Genomic DNA, 16,366 nt, shown 5'->3' on the forward strand with positions numbered 1-16,366 from the left:
CACAGCCTGACGGTAAAGCACGCGGTCTGCCTGTGCACGGGTGGCGCGAACAGCCGGACCTTTACTCGCGTTTAGTATCCTAAACTGAATGCCCGCATGATCGATCGCTTTCGCCATCAGGCCGCCAAGTGCATCCACTTCTTTTACCAGGTGTCCTTTCCCAATGCCGCCAATCGCCGGATTACAGGACATTTGTCCCAGCGTGTCGATATTGTGTGTCAAAAGCAGGGTCTGCTGACCCATTCGCGCTGCGGCCATTGCGGCCTCAGTGCCTGCGTGACCCCCGCCAATGATGATGACGTCAAAAGGATCCTGATAAAACATGGTGGTCTGCCTCGCGTAAAGCGGTATGAAAATGGATTGAAGCCCGGGCCGTGGATTCTACTCAACTTTAGTCTTTCGAGAAAGCATTGGGATCCTGGGCTATTAAAAAGAAGATCTTTTTATTTAGAGATCTGTTCTATTGTGATCTCTTATTAGGATCGCAGACCTTTGTGGATAAGTCCGATCCCATAAATAAGATCATGCAGTTAGGAAGGATCGTTTGCTGTGAATGATCGGTGATCCTGGACCGTATAAGCTGGGATCAGATCGCCACTTTATACACAGGTCAAAAACTAAACTAACGTTGTTCTTTGGATAACTACGGGTTAATACGAGCTTTTAACCAGAGTTATCCACATCTGATCGCACGATCTTTAATCGTTTTTGAGTAAATTTTTCCATTCCACGAGCCAGATCTCAGCTGGATCTTCGGGAATATCATGATCGAGGATGTTGATCTTCAGTGTTTCACCCAGCTGTTTTGCTCCGCAGGCGGTCACCGCAGCTTCTACTTTCTCTATGGCGCCACAGAAAGTGTCATATTCACGGCTGCCGATCCCTACAGCGCCAAACCGGACGTTTGCCAGATCGGGCTGTTGTTCCAGCAGTTCGTCATATAAAGGTTGCAGGTTATCCGGCAGATCGCCCGCGCCGTGCGTGGAGGTGATCAGCAGCCAGACCCCGTCAGTCGGGAGATCTTCCAGCAGCGGTCCGTGCAGCGTTTGTGTAGAAAAGCCCGCGTCTTCCAGCTTCTCAGCCAGATGTTCCGCTACATATTCCGCACCGCCCAGGGTGCTGCCGCTGATAAGAGTAATGTCCGCCATTGATCGCTCGCTCAGATAAAGAGGCGGTCATTGTACGCTGTGAACGAGCTGGGATCTACCTGTGGAAAATGTGGGAATGAAATTGCCCGATCACGGGCGGATAGTACGCATGATCGGGTTTTGCAGGGAGATCAGGGTTTCGGTGGACTGAATTTCATCGATTGTTTGGATCTTGTTGATAAGTACCTGCTGGAGAGCGTCGATGGATCGGCACATGACCTTTATAAAGATGCTGTAGTGCCCGGTGGTGTAGTACGCCTCAGTGACTTCATCCAGCGCGTTCAGCTTCTCCAGCGCGGAGGGGTAATCTTTGGCGCTTTTCAGAATAATGCCAATGAAGCAGCAGACGTCGTAGCCGAGTTGCTTCGGGCTGACATCAATGCGTGCGCCGGTGATGATCCCGGCCTGCTTCATTTTCTCTACGCGAACGTGAATGGTCCCCGGGCTGACGCCAAATTGTTTCGCCAGTTCGGCATACGCGGTGCGTGCGTTGGCCATGAGCGCTTCCAGAATGCCGCGGTCCAGATTGTCGATCTGATAATTTTCCATAGGTTTTTCTTATGAAGATTAATGATTCCTTCTATTCTAGCGTCTTATTTTAACGAATCAAAAGTGAAGGTGGCTTTTTGTTGATGGGTTATTGAATTAAGCGCCTGTTCTGTTGCTTAATCAGTATCAACAGGACGCAGGAGTATAAATAATGAAAACCGCTTACATCGCAAAACAACGCCAGATCAGTTTCGTTAAATCCCATTTTTCTCGCCAGCTGGAAGAGAAGCTTGGCCTTATTGAAGTGCAGGCGCCGATTCTGAGCCGCGTGGGTGACGGGACGCAGGATAACTTGTCTGGTTGCGAAAAAGCGGTACAGGTAAAAGTGAAAACACTGCCAGACGCCCAGTTCGAAGTGGTTCATTCCCTGGCGAAGTGGAAGCGTCAAACCCTGGGACAACACGACTTCAGCGCGGGCGAAGGGCTTTACACGCATATGAAAGCCCTTCGCCCCGATGAAGACCGCCTCTCCCCCATTCACTCTGTCTACGTTGACCAGTGGGACTGGGAGCGCGTAATGGGTGACGGCGAGCGTCACGTCGGTACGCTGAAATCTACCGTTGAGGCGATCTACGCCGGGATCAAAGCGACCGAAGCGGCCGTGAGCAAAGAGTTTGGTCTGGCACCGTTCCTGCCGGAAACGATCCGCTTTGTTTACAGTCAGGAGTTGCTGAGCCGTTTCCCGGATCTGGATGCCAAAGGCCGTGAACGCGCGATCGCCAAAGAGCTGGGCGCGGTATTCCTGATCGGCATTGGCGGGAAATTGTCTGATGGTAAACGTCACGACGTCCGTGCGCCGGATTACGATGACTGGAGCACCGTGGGCGAGAGCGAATATGCCGGTCTGAACGGCGATATTCTGGTCTGGAACCCGGTTCTGGAAGATGCGTTTGAACTCTCTTCGATGGGGATCCGCGTGGATGCTGAAGCACTGAAGCGTCAGCTGGCCGTGACCGGTGATGAAGATCGTCTGCAACTGGAATGGCACCAGGCGCTGCTGCGCGGTGAAATGCCGCAGACCATCGGCGGTGGTATTGGCCAGTCTCGTCTGACCATGCTGCTGTTGCAACTGTCCCATATCGGTCAGGTACAGTGTGGGGTCTGGCCGCAGCAGGTACGTGAGAGCGTCGGTTCTCTTCTTTAATTAACGTCGCCAGCGTCTGAGCAGGCGGCTACGCAACCCGGTATCAAAGCGCCAGATGTGATCGAAGATGCGCATGATGCCGGGTTTTCCATGTGCAGACATCGCCACGGCATGGAAGCGGTGCTGATGCACGCGCTGCATCTCCTTCACTTTATTCACGACGTCGTCGGGCAGCCGCTGGGCAATAAAATCGGAAATCACCACCGCATCCGCGTCGTACCAGTCTCCGCCCTGCATGCGCTCAATGATGCTGCGAAAACAGCTGGCCAGATCGGTGCCGCCGCGAAAGCGCTGGCTTAAAAAGCGGATCGCCTGCTCCAGCCCCTGTGGGCTGGTCAGTTCATACCCCACCACTTCGCTGGAAAATAACATGATGTAGCAGCGACGACGATCGGCGAGCGCCACGCGCATCAGAGCCAGGCAGAACGCTTTTGCACACTGCTCATTAAATCCCCCCATCGATCCGGACGTATCTACGCAAACAATGAATGGACCGCGCGGTTGCTCATCAAAGTCCTGATGCACCACCGGGCGCTGGCTGATTTTTTCGCGCCAGGCTTCGCCATGCAACCGATAGGTAAGAAGCTGTTTTTCCACCAGACGGCGATAAAACTCATACTCCAGTTCGGTCATTCCCAGCGTGCTGAGTTCCGTAGGCAACAGGCGCAGGATATCATCGCTTTGCTGTAAGCCGTCCACCTGCTCCGGTACGGTGGAGGGCTCGCGTACCAGCGTACGAAAGGTTTCCATCGGCGCATCTTTCTTTGGAATTGACCTGGCCTCCCGGGATCGACCAAGCTGTTCTGCAAGCTTCATCAGCTCCGGCTGTTGTGCCAGAAAGTCGCCGTACTTCACGATCAACTGATAATCGCCACGTTTTAACTGACCGGCACTCATATCCCAGAGTCGACCGGCGGCGTTTTCATTCTCCACCAGCACCTGTTCTAGCTGGCCGCTTAACGTCATCCGCTCCTGAACTTCGCTTAACAGCTGTTCGCGCTCTTCGTCCAGCAACTGCTGGTTGAGAGAGGTGGCCTGAACGACAAGACTGAGCCGCCAGCGCTGTAAAAACAGCGTATGCAGGGCGGGAGTAAAGCTGGGGTTGTCCGTGACCAGCGCTCTGGCCTGGCTGGCAAACGGGGAGTGAACGTTATCTAGCAGCGTCAGGGTTTGCTGTAGCTGGGCAATAAACTGCGGCGTTGAAAGCCGCTGGCACTGCTGGTAACCAGCCACTTCCTCTGTCAGTTCCGGCGGGACTTCCGTCTCCTTAAACCGCTGGCGCAGGTTATCGCGCCAGCGGGGAAGATCGTCCGTCATTGCTTTTCTGAGCTTCGGAAATTTTTCAAAGAAGGCCGCCAGCTGCGGTGAAGCGAGCAGGGTAATGACGACCTCTTCGATCAACCCTTCCTCGCTAACCGCCAGCATGACGTTAAGCGTGTCCAGCGTTAGCATTGACGCGCCTGTTTAATCTGCGCGCTGACATCCTGCAAGCTGGCTTCAATGCGACCTAACCAGTCGCTATGGATAAAGAGGCATTTCTGCTGCTCGCTGAAGCGCGTGTGCTGCTGATGCCATTCGTTATCCAGCGCTTCGAGCTGCTGTTTGATCTCCTCCGGAAGACTGTCAGAGGCCGTGCCCGGCAGCGCCAGGCGCGATCCCTGAAGGCTGACGTCGCGGATCACAAGGTGCTGGCTGCTGTCGACTTCCATCGACAGCGGCTGTGCAAAGCCGATACCGTTGAGTTTACCGCGGATCTCGCCGCCCTTATCCAGCCACTGAACCAGCGCAACGCGTTCGATCGTCACGTGCACCACCTGCATATCATGAAGCTTCAGCGGCTGCTGAAGAAGAAGTGTGAGCGAGGCGTCAGTCAGCTCGGCTGGCAGTTCATAGTGCGGTTTACGGGCAAACATCCCGCCAAGACGGTTCACCTTCAGCGCGGTTTTGTCACTTTGCTGCTGCTGAAGCTGAAGACGACGTTGGGCAATCGCCCCCAGTTGATTAAGCATGGATTGCTGACCCCACGCGTGCCCGGTCATCAAAACGTCCAGCTGCTGCTGCATCAAATTCATCCCTTCTGCGTCGTGCCACAGACAGTCTTTCAGCAGGATCAGATCGATGGGGGCGACAGCATCGCGGCCGCTGAACAGGGCGCTTGCCTGAAGCAGACGAATGGCTTTTTTCCAGCGACGGTCGGAGACGTACGGCGCGGAGGGCAATAAATCAAGCTGCTGGCGCAGCATGAAGATCAGCTCAAAGACGGCATCGGGCAGCTTAATTTTGCCTATCTCTTCCTGCCACTGGTCATACTCTTCGTCCGTGACCTGTAATGATGGTGCCACCGGATTTTCGTTTTCGTCCTGCTGGCTTACCAGCATTGAGCGGAAGTTCGATTTGTCCTGGACTTTATCCAGCCACAGGCGGATCAGCATGCGGTCATACAGCGCTTCAAGGCTGCTGTCGGCTTCGGGAAGTTCGTTAGACGCGGCCACCAGCAACCGCATGGGGATCTTCTCTTCGCTCGCGCCGTTGCGGAAGCGGCGTTCGTTGATTGCCGTCAGCAGGGTATTCAGAATGGCCGGGCCGGCTTTCCAGATCTCATCAAGAAAGACGATTTCCGCTTCCGGGAGATAGCCCGCCGTCAGACGTTCATAGCGTCCCTCATCTTTTAACGCCTGAATGGAGAGCGGGCCGAAAACTTCTTCCGGCGTGGAGAAACGCGTCATCAAATACTCGAATGCACGAGCGTTCTGGAAAGCGAATTTGAGGCGGCGTGCGATCAGACTTTTGGCAATGCCCGGCGGACCCAGCAGAAACACGCTTTCCCCGCTCAGCGCCGCCAGTAAACAGAGGCGAATGGCGTGGCTACGCTCGTAAAGGCCTTTCTCCAGCGCACTGCTGAGGCGGGAAATTCTTTCTGCTAATAAATGTGAGTGAGCCATAATAGTTTTGCATCCTTTCGCCGTCGTGGCGGCTAATTGAAGCGAGTATAGACGTTTCGGTCTGGCCTGGTAATAGGCTGAAGTGCGGCGCTATTTTCTTTGCGCTACATTAATGCGGCTGCATTTAGGGGTACGATTTTGCATTGAATCGTGCATACTGTGCGCTTTTTGTGGGCCAAGGGACTAAGCACACATTTGTTATTCAAACGAAAAGACTAGTCTATGAGCACTGATAATAAGCAATCATTACCCGCAGTAACGCTTGCAGCGATCGGGGTTGTCTACGGTGATATCGGCACCAGCCCGCTTTATACGCTTCGTGAATGTTTGTCCGGTCAGTTTGGTTTTGGTGTAGAGCGTGACGCCGTATTTGGTTTCCTCTCGCTCATCTTCTGGCTGCTGATCCTGGTGGTCTCCCTTAAGTATCTCTCTTTCGTTATGCGGGCTGATAACGCGGGCGAGGGCGGTATTCTGACCCTGATGTCCCTTGCTGGGCGCAATACATCTGCAAGAATGACCTCCGTGCTGGTCATCATTGGCCTGATTGGTGGCAGCTTCTTCTATGGGGAAGTCGTGATTACGCCAGCGATTTCGGTGATGTCGGCCATAGAGGGGCTGGAGATTGTCGCGCCACAGCTTGATACGTGGGTGGTGCCACTCGCTATTATCGTGCTGACGTTGCTGTTTGCTATACAAAAACACGGTACCGGGCTGGTGGGTAAGCTGTTCGCGCCTATTATGCTGGCCTGGTTCCTGATCCTGGCGGCGCTGGGCTTACGCAGTATTATCGCCAATCCGGATGTCCTGCATGCGCTGAACCCAATGTGGGCGGTGCATTTCTTCCTGGAATATAAAGTGGTGTCGTTTGTGGCGCTGGGCGCGGTAGTGCTTTCCATTACCGGTGTTGAAGCGCTGTATGCAGATATGGGCCACTTCGGGAAACTCCCAATTCGCGTCGCCTGGTTTAGCGTTGTTCTGCCTTCACTGGTGCTGAATTACTTCGGCCAGGGCGCGCTGCTGCTTGCCCATCCTGAAGCGATTAAAAACCCGTTCTTCCTGCTGGCGCCGGACTGGGCGCTGGTTCCGATGCTGATCCTGGCGACGCTGGCGACGGTCATTGCCTCTCAGGCTGTTATTTCCGGCGTATTCTCCCTGACGCGTCAGGCCGTGCGTCTGGGGTATCTCTCGCCGATGCGCATTATCCATACCTCTGAGATGGAGTCAGGCCAGATCTACATTCCGTTCGTCAACTGGCTGCTCTATTTCGCGGTGGTGATTGTTATCGTCAGCTTCGAGCACTCCAGTAACCTGGCGGCGGCGTACGGTATCGCGGTGACCGGAACGATGGTGTTGACCTCTATTCTCTCCACCACCGTGGCGTACCGTAACTGGCACTGGAATAAGTTCCTCGTGGGGCTGATCCTGGTTGGCTTCCTCTGCATCGACGTACCGCTGTTCTCTGCGAACCTCGATAAGATTGTCTCCGGTGGCTGGCTGCCGCTGACGCTGGGTCTGGTGATGTTCATCGTGATGACGACGTGGAAGAGCGAACGTTTCCGCCTGCTGCGTCGTATGCATGAGCACGGTAATTCTCTGGAGGCGATGATCGCCTCGCTGGAGAAATCCCCGCCGGTGCGTGTGCCGGGTACGGCGGTGTATATGTCTCGTGCGCTGAACGTGATCCCGTTTGCGCTGATGCATAACCTTAAGCACAACAAAGTGCTGCACGAGCGCGTGATCCTGCTGACGCTGCGTACCGAAGATGCGCCGTATGTTCACAACGTGCGACGCGTACAGATTGAGCAGCTGTCGCCAACCTTCTGGCGCGTGGTGGCAAGCTACGGCTGGCGCGAAACGCCGAATGTGGAAGAGGTATTCCACCGCTGCGGTCTGGAAGGGTTGAGCTGCCGCATGATGGAGACATCGTTCTTTATGTCCCACGAGTCGCTGATCATCGGCAAGCGCCCATGGTATCTGCGTCTGCGCGGTAAGCTGTATCTCATCCTGCAACGTAACGCCCTGCGTGCGCCTGACCAGTTTGAGATCCCGCCCAATCGCGTGATTGAGCTGGGGACGCAGGTCGAGATTTAAGTCCTTTTAAAAAATGCCGGGTGGCGCTGCGCTTACCCGGCCTACCAGATCCTCAACATACCCGCCAAAATCACCTCAATATTTCACTTAGCGAAACGTTTCGACGCCGATCACAAATCCGTTACGTCATGATGGTTTTCTGAACACTTCTGCGGCTACACTGTTTTTAGCGAAACGTTTCGCTAGTGGAGCAAAAAATGAAGAAAGGCACAGTACTCAACTCAGAAATATCATCGGTAATTTCCCGTCTTGGGCATACCGATACGCTGGTGGTTTGCGATGCAGGCTTACCGGTTCCGCGCAGCACAACCCGTATCGATATGGCGTTAACGCAGGGCGTACCCTCGTTCATGCAGGTACTGGAAGTCGTGACGGCGGAGATGCAGGTTGAGGCGGCCATTCTCGCGGCGGAAATCAAACAACATAATCCGCAACTCCACGAAACGTTGCTCAGCCACATTGAGCAACTGCAACAGCACCAGGGAAACACCATAGAAATTCGTTACACAACGCACGAGCAGTTCAAACAACAAACCGCAGACAGTCAGGCGGTGATTCGCAGCGGGGAGTGTTCCCCGTATGCGAATATCATTCTCTGTGCTGGCGTCACCTTCTGAGGCCATCATGGACGCATTACTGCAACTCAAAGGGATCGATAAGTCGTTCCCGGGCGTTAAAGCCCTCTCCGGCGCGGCGCTGAACGTCTATTCCGGGCGCGTAATGGCGCTGGTGGGCGAAAACGGCGCCGGTAAATCCACCATGATGAAAGTGCTGACCGGGATCTATCAACGCGATGCCGGTTCGCTGCTGTGGCTGGGTAAAGAGACCACCTTCAACGGCCCGAAATCCTCTCAGGAAGCGGGCATTGGCATCATCCACCAGGAGCTGAACCTGATCCCGCAGCTCACCATTGCGGAGAACATCTTCCTCGGCCGTGAGTTCGTGAACCGGTTTGGCAAAATCGACTGGAAAACCATGTATGCCGAAGCGGACAAACTGCTGGCGAAGCTGAATCTGCGCTTTAAGAGCGACCGACTGGTGGGCGACCTTTCCATCGGCGATCAGCAGATGGTGGAGATCGCGAAGGTGCTGAGCTTCGAGTCGAAGGTCATCATTATGGATGAACCGACCGACGCCCTGACCGATACCGAAACCGAATCCCTGTTCCGCGTGATCCGTGAGTTGAAATCCCAGGGGCGCGGCATTGTCTATATCTCTCACCGCATGAAAGAAATTTTCGAGATCTGCGACGACGTCACCGTCTTCCGCGACGGGCAGTTCATTGCCGAGCGTGAAGTGGCCACGCTGACCGAAGATTCGCTGATTGAAATGATGGTGGGACGTAAGCTCGAAGACCAGTATCCGCGTCTGGACAAAGCGCCAGGAGAGATCCGCCTGAAGGTGGATAACCTCTGCGGGCCGGGTGTGGATGACGTCTCCTTTACCCTGCGCAAGGGCGAGATCCTTGGCGTCGCGGGCCTGATGGGCGCGGGACGTACCGAACTGATGAAAGTGCTCTATGGCGCACTGCCGCGCACCAGCGGCTACGTTACCCTTGACGGCCATGAGGTGGTCACCCGCTCGCCGCAGGATGGCCTGGCGAACGGCATTGTCTATATCTCCGAAGACCGTAAGCGTGACGGCTTAGTGCTGGGCATGTCGGTAAAAGAGAACATGTCCCTGACCGCGCTACGCTATTTCAGCCGCAGCGGCGGCAGCCTGAAACACAAAGATGAGCAGCAGGCGGTCAGCGATTTTATCCGTCTCTTTAACGTTAAAACCCCATCGATGGAGCAGGCGATTGGCCTGTTGTCCGGCGGTAATCAGCAGAAAGTGGCGATTGCCCGCGGGTTGATGACGCGCCCGAAAGTACTGATCCTCGATGAGCCAACTCGCGGCGTTGACGTGGGCGCGAAAAAAGAGATCTATCAGCTGATTAACCAGTTCAAGGCCGACGGTCTGAGCATCATTCTGGTCTCTTCCGAGATGCCAGAAGTATTAGGCATGAGCGATCGCATTATCGTCATGCATGAAGGGCATCTCGGTGGTGAATTCACTCGCGAGCAGGCCACCCAGGAAGTTCTGATGGCTGCCGCTGTGGGCAAGCTTAATCGCGTGAATCAGGAGTAAGAAGATGACTACCCAGGCTGTTTCTGGTCGCCGCTATTTCACAAAGGCATGGCTGATGGAACAAAAATCGCTGATTGCCCTGCTGGTGCTGATCGCGATTGTCTCGACCATGAGCCCGAACTTTTTTACCGTCAATAACCTGTTCAACATTCTTCAGCAGACCTCCGTCAACGCCATTATGGCGGTGGGGATGACGCTGGTGATTTTGACCTCGGGTATCGATCTGTCCGTCGGTTCCCTGCTGGCGCTCACCGGTGCGATTGCCGCGTCGATTGTCGGTATTGAGGTCAACGCGCTGGTGGCCGTTGCTGCTGCGCTGGCGGCAGGTGCGGCAATTGGCGCGGTAACCGGCGTGATTGTGGCAAAAGGCCGCGTACAGGCGTTTATTGCCACGCTGGTGATGATGCTGCTGCTGCGCGGCGTCACCATGGTGTACACCAACGGTAGCCCGGTGAATACCGGCTTTACCGAAAACGCCGATCTATTTGGTTGGTTTGGTATCGGACGCCCTCTGGGTATCCCGACGCCAGTCTGGATCATGGCTATCGTCTTCCTGGCGGCATGGTACATGCTGCATCATACCCGTCTGGGTCGTTATATTTATGCGCTGGGCGGTAACGAATCGGCAACGCGTCTGTCCGGTATTAGCGTCAACAAAGTTAAAATTATCGTTTACTCCCTGTGCGGTCTGCTGGCATCTCTGGCGGGCATCATCGAAGTGGCGCGCCTCTCTTCCGCGCAGCCAACGGCGGGTACGGGCTATGAGCTGGATGCCATCGCGGCAGTGGTTCTGGGTGGTACGAGCCTTGCGGGCGGTAAAGGTCGCATTGTTGGGACATTGATCGGCGCACTGATCCTCGGTTTCCTGAATAATGGTTTGAATTTGTTAGGTGTTTCCTCCTATTACCAGATGATCGTTAAGGCAGTGGTGATTTTGCTGGCGGTACTGGTAGACAACAAAAAACAGTAACTGACGACACTACAGGACATCTTAGATATGAACATGAAAAAACTGGCTACCCTGGTTTCTGCTGTCGCGCTGAGCGCAACCGTAAGTGCTAACGCCATGGCGAAGGACACCATCGCGCTGGTTGTCTCTACCCTGAACAACCCGTTCTTCGTCTCCCTGAAGGATGGCGCGCAGAAAGAAGCAGACAAACTGGGTTACAACCTGGTGGTGCTGGATTCTCAGAACAACCCGGCGAAAGAGCTGGCTAACGTTCAGGACTTAACCGTTCGTGGTACCAAAATCCTGCTGATCAACCCAACCGATTCCGACGCGGTCGGTAACGCCGTGAAGATGGCAAACCAGGCGAAGATCCCGGTAATCACCCTGGACCGTCAGGCGACCAAAGGCGACGTTGTTAGCCATATTGCGTCTGATAACGTACTGGGCGGCAAAATCGCCGGTGACTACATCGCGAAGAAAGCAGGTGAAGGCGCGAAAGTGATCGAGTTGCAGGGTATCGCCGGGACTTCCGCGGCCCGTGAACGTGGTGAAGGTTTCCAGCAGGCTGTAGCGGCGCACAAATTTAACGTGCTGGCGAGCCAGCCGGCAGACTTCGACCGTACAAAGGGCCTGAACGTCATGCAGAACCTGCTGACCGCGCATCCTGATGTGCAGGCGGTATTCGCACAGAACGACGAAATGGCGCTCGGTGCGCTGCGTGCGCTCCAGACTGCGGGTAAATCAGATGTGATGGTTGTCGGATTTGACGGCACGCCGGATGGTGAAAAAGCAGTAAATGATGGCAAACTGGCTGCGACCATTGCTCAGCTGCCTGAGCAGATTGGCGCGACTGGCGTGCAAACTGCCGATAAAGTGCTGAAGGGCGAAAAAGTTCAGGCCAAATATCCTGTTGACCTGAAACTGGTCATTAAGCAGTAAAGGCGATTCAGGCAGTCGCTGGCTGCCTGAGGGACACCAAATAAAAGAAAAGTGTGGCATACGCCACCGGGTAATACCGGTGGCGCTCTCAGATGGACACCTCAATACATGAAAACCGCAGGCAACCTCGTCGTCCTTGGCAGTATCAATGCCGATCACATTCTTAACCTTGAAACGTTCCCCACTCCGGGCGAAACCGTCACTGGCAATCAGTATCAGGTCGCGTTCGGCGGTAAGGGCGCAAACCAGGCAGTTGCCGCCGGACGCAGCGGGGCAAATATCGCGTTTATCGCCTGTACGGGTGATGACGATACCGGCGAGCGCGTACGCAAACAGCTGGCAAGCGACAACATCGACATCGCACCCGTCAGCGTGGTTGCAGGGGAATCTACCGGCGTGGCGCTGATTTTCGTCAATGCGGAAGGTGAGAATGTCATCGGTATTCATGCGGGGGCTAATGCCGCGTTAACGACTGAACGCGTCGAAGCGCAGCGTGGGATCATCGCCGGAGCGGAAGCCCTGCTGATGCAGCTGGAGTCACCGGTTGAAAGCGTGCTGGCCGCTGCGAAAATTGCGCATGAAAATCATACGTCTGTCGTACTTAACCCGGCGCCTGCCCGTGTATTATCAGACGAGCTGCTGGCGCTGGTGGATATCATCACCCCGAACGAAACCGAAGCGGAAAAGCTGACGGGTATCCGTGTCGAAAATGATGACGATGCCGCGCGTGCCGCGCTTGCGCTGCATGATAAAGGCATCGGCACCGTGATCATCACCCTCGGCAGCCGTGGGGTGTGGGCAAGCGTCAATGGCGAAGGCCGTCGCGTGCCGGGCTTTAAGGTCAAAGCCATTGATACCATCGCCGCAGGAGACACCTTCAACGGTGCGCTGGTAACGGCGCTGCTGGAAGGAAAAGCAATGGATGACGCGATCCGCTTCGCGCATGCCGCCGCTGCGATTGCGGTGACGCGTAAAGGCGCTCAGCCTTCTGTTCCATGGCGTAAAGAGATTGATGAATTCTTAAGTCAGCAGGGGTAACGCTTGGCCACAATGAAAGATGTCGCCCGTATGGCGGGCGTTTCTACCTCGACTGTTTCCCACGTTATCAATAAGGATCGCTTCGTCAGCGAGGCGATTCGGGAGAAAGTTGACGCTGCAATTAAAGAACTCAACTATGCGCCGTCTGCGCTGGCCCGCAGCCTGAAGCTCAACCAGACGCGCACCATCGGCATGCTGATCACGGCCAGTACCAACCCTTTTTATTCTGAACTGGTGCGCGGCGTGGAGCGCAGCTGTTTCGAACGCGGCTACAGCCTGGTGCTATGTAATACCGAAGGCGATGAGCAGCGCATGAACCGAAACCTGGAGACGCTGATGCAAAAACGCGTCGACGGGCTGCTGCTGCTCTGTACCGAAACGCATCAACCTTCGAAAGAGATCATCCAGCGCTACCCTTCTATTCCCACGGTGATGATGGACTGGGCGCCGTTCGACGGCACCAGCGATCTGATCCAGGATAACTCGCTGCTGGGCGGCGATATGGCGACTCAGCATCTGATCGATAAAGGTTATACCCGCATTGCCTGTATTACCGGCCCGCTGGATAAAACCCCGGCGCGCTTGCGTCTGGAAGGCTATCTTTCGGCCATGGAACGGGCGGGGCTTGCCATTCCTGATGGCTATCGCATCACCGGCGATTTCGAATTTAACGGTGGATTTGAAGCAATGCAGAAACTGCTGGCGCAAGAGTCGCGCCCGCAGGCGGTGTTTATCGGTAACGATGCGATGGCATTCGGAGCTTATCAGGCGCTGTATCAGGCGGGATTACGTGTTCCGGACGACATGGCGATCGTCGGTTATGATGATATCGAACTGGCGCGCTACATGACGCCGCCGCTGACCACCATTCATCAGCCGAAGGATGAACTGGGTGAGCTGGCCATCGATGTGTTGATCCACCGCATGGCTCAGCCCACGCTGCAACAGCAACGTTTGCAGCTTACTCCTGTTCTGATGGAACGCGGTTCGGTTTAGCCTTATCTTTATGACGCTCTTTAATCAGGTTCCGGCCGTCTTTTGGTTTTAACAACATAAAGACCACCGCCGATACCACGGTAAGCGCGCCCATGGTGATAAAGGTATAGTGGAACTGCTCAACGGTATTTGTACCGTCAAACCCTTCATAAAACCGCAGTACCGCCGCGCTCACGGCAACCCCGAGGCTGATCGACAGCTGTTGAGTGACCGCCAGTACGCTGTTGCCGCTGCTGGCATTCTCGTCGGTGAGGTCCCCAAGGGTGATGGTGTTCATCGACGTAAACTGCGTCGACATGGCCATACCCAGCACAAACAGCGGCAGGATCAGCATCCAGATGGGTAACGCCGCAGATTGCAGGGAGAACTGCGCAATCATCAATCCAATAAAGATCGTCACGCCAACCAGCGTCTTACGATAGCCAAACCAGCGCAGCACCTGCGTGACCGTCGATTTTGCCAGAATTGAGCCCATCGCTGTGGGGGCCATCATGCAGCCAGCAATCAGGGCCGGATAGCCGAAACCGACCTGGAGCATCAGCGGCATCAGGAACGGTACGCAGCCCGTGCCCAGACGCGAGGCAATATTGCCCGCGATCCCGACGGAAAACGTTCGGGTGTTAAACAGAGATAAAGAGATAAGCGGTGTCGGATGGCGACGCGCATGACGGATATATAGAAGGAACAGCAGAATACCGCTAAGAATGATGGCCAGCGCCAGCCACGTCGCTACGATTTTCTCGCCAAACAGCTCCATCCCGCTGGAGAACAGGACCAGGCTCAGGCCAAACAGGAAGAAGCCGCCCATATCGAAGCTGCGTCGTGGTGTGGTTAAGTTCGGCATATATTTGCGGGCATAGATTAGCCCTGCCACACCAATCGGAATATTAATCAGGAAGATCCAGTGCCAGCTTGCCCAGGTCACCAGTACGCCGCCGAGAACCGGGCCAAGTATCGGGCCGACCAGCCCCGGCATAGTCACAAAGTTGAGCACCGGGAGCAGTTCGCTGCGCGGATAGGCGCGCAATAACGCCAGACGCGCGACGGGCATCATCATCGCGCCGCCTATCCCCTGTAGAACGCGGAAGATAACCAGTTCCGTCAGAGAGGTAGAAAGGGCGCAAGCCAGAGAACCGAGGGTGAACAGCGTCACCGCCAGCATAAACACTTTGCGCGTGCCGAAACGATCGGCCAGCCAGCCGCTGACCGGAATGAGCATCGCCACCGTCAGGGTATAACTGATGATGGCGGATTGCATCGCCAGTGGGGAGCGGTTAAGGCTTTGGGCTATTGCGGGAAGGGCGGTATTGAGGATAGTGGCATCCAGTGCCTGCATAAAGAACGCCATGGCTGCAATCCACGGCAATCCGGCCATACTGCGTGCTTTTTTCTCTGTCATTTATTTACCTGCTGGTGGGTTGGCGCGGCCAGCAACGCCTGGCACGCACTCAGGGCTCGCTGCCCGTCGCTTTCCTGAATGGCATCGACTATCGCCTGATGCAGATCCAGCTTCACCACCTCATCCTGTGTGATAGAGGCAAAGTAAGTGTGGTACACAGAATGGAATAAAGAAGCAAAGGAGGTCAGGAAAGGATTTCCGCTCATATTATAGATATGTTCATGCCAGGCCATATCGACTTCTATCCAGCGCTCGCGGTTAAAGTGCTTTTTCAGATCCACCATCTCTTCCATAAAAGTATTGAGCTGCGCTTTTTGCTCTGCTGTGCCGAGCGTGGCGGCAAGCAGACAGGCCTGAGGCTCAAGACTGCTGCGCATGACCAGAAAGTGATCGACGACCTGATTAAAGTTATCTTCGGTCATCCACCAGGTGAGTAACTCCTGATCGAGAAAGTTCCAGTTTCTCTGAGGCATAACGCGGGTGCCAATGCGCGGGCGTGGAAGCACCATCCCTTTCGCCGTTAATGTTTTTACCGCTTCGCGAACGGCGGTACGGCTTACACCAAACTGATCCCCCAGCTCCATCTCGCTGGGCAGGATGCTACCTGGGGCATATTTACCCGCTAAGATCAGCTGAGCCAGCTTTTCTGCCAGCACATAGGACAGGTTTTTTTGAGCTGCCAGCTGTTGTGCGCTTAATGGCATCGCTTTTATTCCTTAAATATTGATGCGGCTAATTATGCCATCTCAGGTGTGATTGTGGTTGCAGATACATCAATTAGAACAATTTGTAGCTTGATCTCATCGCTTTTGGTGAAAAAAAACACGGTCAGAAACTTTTTTTAAATTACCTCTTGTCACTTCAGAAGAACTCCCTATAATGCGCCTCCACTGACACGGAACAACGGCACGCAAGCCGCCGGGTCAGCAGAGAAAAGCAAAATAAACGCTTGACTCTGAAGCGGGAAAGCGTAATATGCACACCCCGCGCCGCAGCGAAAACGTAGCGGCACTGCTCTTTAACAATTTATCAGACAATCTG

The 16,366-nt window shown here is 54.9% G+C and carries 15 protein-coding genes; 8 read left to right on the plus strand and 7 right to left on the minus strand.

Annotation, left to right across the window (positions count from 1 at the left end):
- From HP459_RS13575 to asnC, 3 genes are all read right to left on the minus strand, one after another.
- Positions 1-324: FAD-dependent oxidoreductase (locus HP459_RS13575; RefSeq protein WP_171936331.1), on the minus strand; the 324-nt coding region annotated here is incomplete at its 3' end.
- Between the two features lie 374 nt (positions 325-698).
- On the minus strand, positions 699-1,148 hold the full coding sequence (mioC, locus tag HP459_RS13580; protein WP_154051790.1) for an FMN-binding protein MioC: 450 nt from the start codon (positions 1,146-1,148) through the stop codon (positions 699-701).
- Positions 1,149-1,238: 90 nt separating this feature from the next.
- Positions 1,239-1,697, minus strand: coding sequence for a transcriptional regulator AsnC (gene asnC / locus HP459_RS13585; RefSeq protein WP_003862383.1), 459 nt, complete (start codon positions 1,695-1,697; stop codon positions 1,239-1,241).
- Positions 1,698-1,848: 151 nt separating this feature from the next.
- On the opposite strand from asnC, the gene asnA reads away from it, so the two are divergent.
- Entirely contained in the window at positions 1,849-2,841 is a 993-nt protein-coding gene (asnA, locus tag HP459_RS13590; protein WP_171936332.1) for an aspartate--ammonia ligase, read from the plus strand.
- On the opposite strand, the gene viaA is transcribed toward asnA, so the two are convergent.
- On the minus strand, positions 2,842-4,293 hold the full coding sequence (gene viaA / locus HP459_RS13595; RefSeq protein WP_022649870.1) for an ATPase RavA stimulator ViaA: 1,452 nt from the start codon (positions 4,291-4,293) through the stop codon (positions 2,842-2,844).
- A complete protein-coding gene (gene ravA / locus HP459_RS13600) occupies positions 4,287-5,783 on the minus strand; it encodes an ATPase RavA (RefSeq protein WP_022649869.1) in 1,497 nt (498 codons plus the stop codon). Before ravA ends, viaA begins: the two co-directional genes overlap by 7 nt.
- A gap of 222 nt (positions 5,784-6,005) precedes the next feature.
- Between ravA and kup the strand changes: the two genes are divergently transcribed.
- From kup to rbsR, 7 genes are all read left to right on the plus strand, one after another.
- A complete protein-coding gene (gene kup / locus HP459_RS13605) occupies positions 6,006-7,874 on the plus strand; it encodes a low affinity potassium transporter Kup (RefSeq protein WP_006808744.1) in 1,869 nt (622 codons plus the stop codon).
- A gap of 197 nt (positions 7,875-8,071) precedes the next feature.
- On the plus strand, positions 8,072-8,491 hold the full coding sequence (gene rbsD, locus HP459_RS13610; RefSeq protein ID WP_003862392.1) for a D-ribose pyranase: 420 nt from the start codon (positions 8,072-8,074) through the stop codon (positions 8,489-8,491).
- 7 nt (positions 8,492-8,498) lie between these two features.
- Entirely contained in the window at positions 8,499-10,004 is a 1,506-nt protein-coding gene (gene rbsA / locus HP459_RS13615) for a ribose ABC transporter ATP-binding protein RbsA (protein ID WP_022649867.1), read from the plus strand.
- A gap of 4 nt (positions 10,005-10,008) precedes the next feature.
- Complete coding sequence (rbsC, locus tag HP459_RS13620; protein ID WP_022649866.1) at positions 10,009-10,974, plus strand: ribose ABC transporter permease; 966 nt, start codon at positions 10,009-10,011, stop codon at positions 10,972-10,974.
- 27 nt (positions 10,975-11,001) lie between these two features.
- On the plus strand, positions 11,002-11,892 hold the full coding sequence (rbsB, locus tag HP459_RS13625; protein WP_003862397.1) for a ribose ABC transporter substrate-binding protein RbsB: 891 nt from the start codon (positions 11,002-11,004) through the stop codon (positions 11,890-11,892).
- Between the two features lie 108 nt (positions 11,893-12,000).
- Positions 12,001-12,930, plus strand: coding sequence for a ribokinase (gene rbsK / locus HP459_RS13630; RefSeq protein ID WP_003862399.1), 930 nt, complete (start codon positions 12,001-12,003; stop codon positions 12,928-12,930).
- A gap of 3 nt (positions 12,931-12,933) precedes the next feature.
- Positions 12,934-13,926 (plus strand): ribose operon transcriptional repressor RbsR, encoded by a 993-nt coding sequence (rbsR, locus tag HP459_RS13635; protein ID WP_171936333.1) that lies wholly within the window; start codon positions 12,934-12,936, stop codon positions 13,924-13,926.
- On the opposite strand, the gene mdtD is transcribed toward rbsR, so the two are convergent.
- Together mdtD and HP459_RS13645 are read right to left on the minus strand one after the other, a co-directional pair.
- A complete protein-coding gene (mdtD, locus tag HP459_RS13640) occupies positions 13,892-15,325 on the minus strand; it encodes a multidrug transporter subunit MdtD (RefSeq protein WP_171936334.1) in 1,434 nt (477 codons plus the stop codon). The genes rbsR and mdtD overlap by 35 nt on opposite strands.
- On the minus strand, positions 15,322-16,029 hold the full coding sequence (locus HP459_RS13645; RefSeq protein WP_063163999.1) for a FadR/GntR family transcriptional regulator: 708 nt from the start codon (positions 16,027-16,029) through the stop codon (positions 15,322-15,324). The genes mdtD and HP459_RS13645 overlap by 4 nt, the downstream gene beginning before the upstream one ends.
- Positions 16,030-16,366: the final 337 nt, after the last annotated feature.

Source organism: Enterobacter sp. CM29 (assembly GCF_013179605.1).
Classification (GTDB): Bacteria; Pseudomonadota; Gammaproteobacteria; order Enterobacterales; family Enterobacteriaceae; genus Enterobacter; species Enterobacter intestinihominis.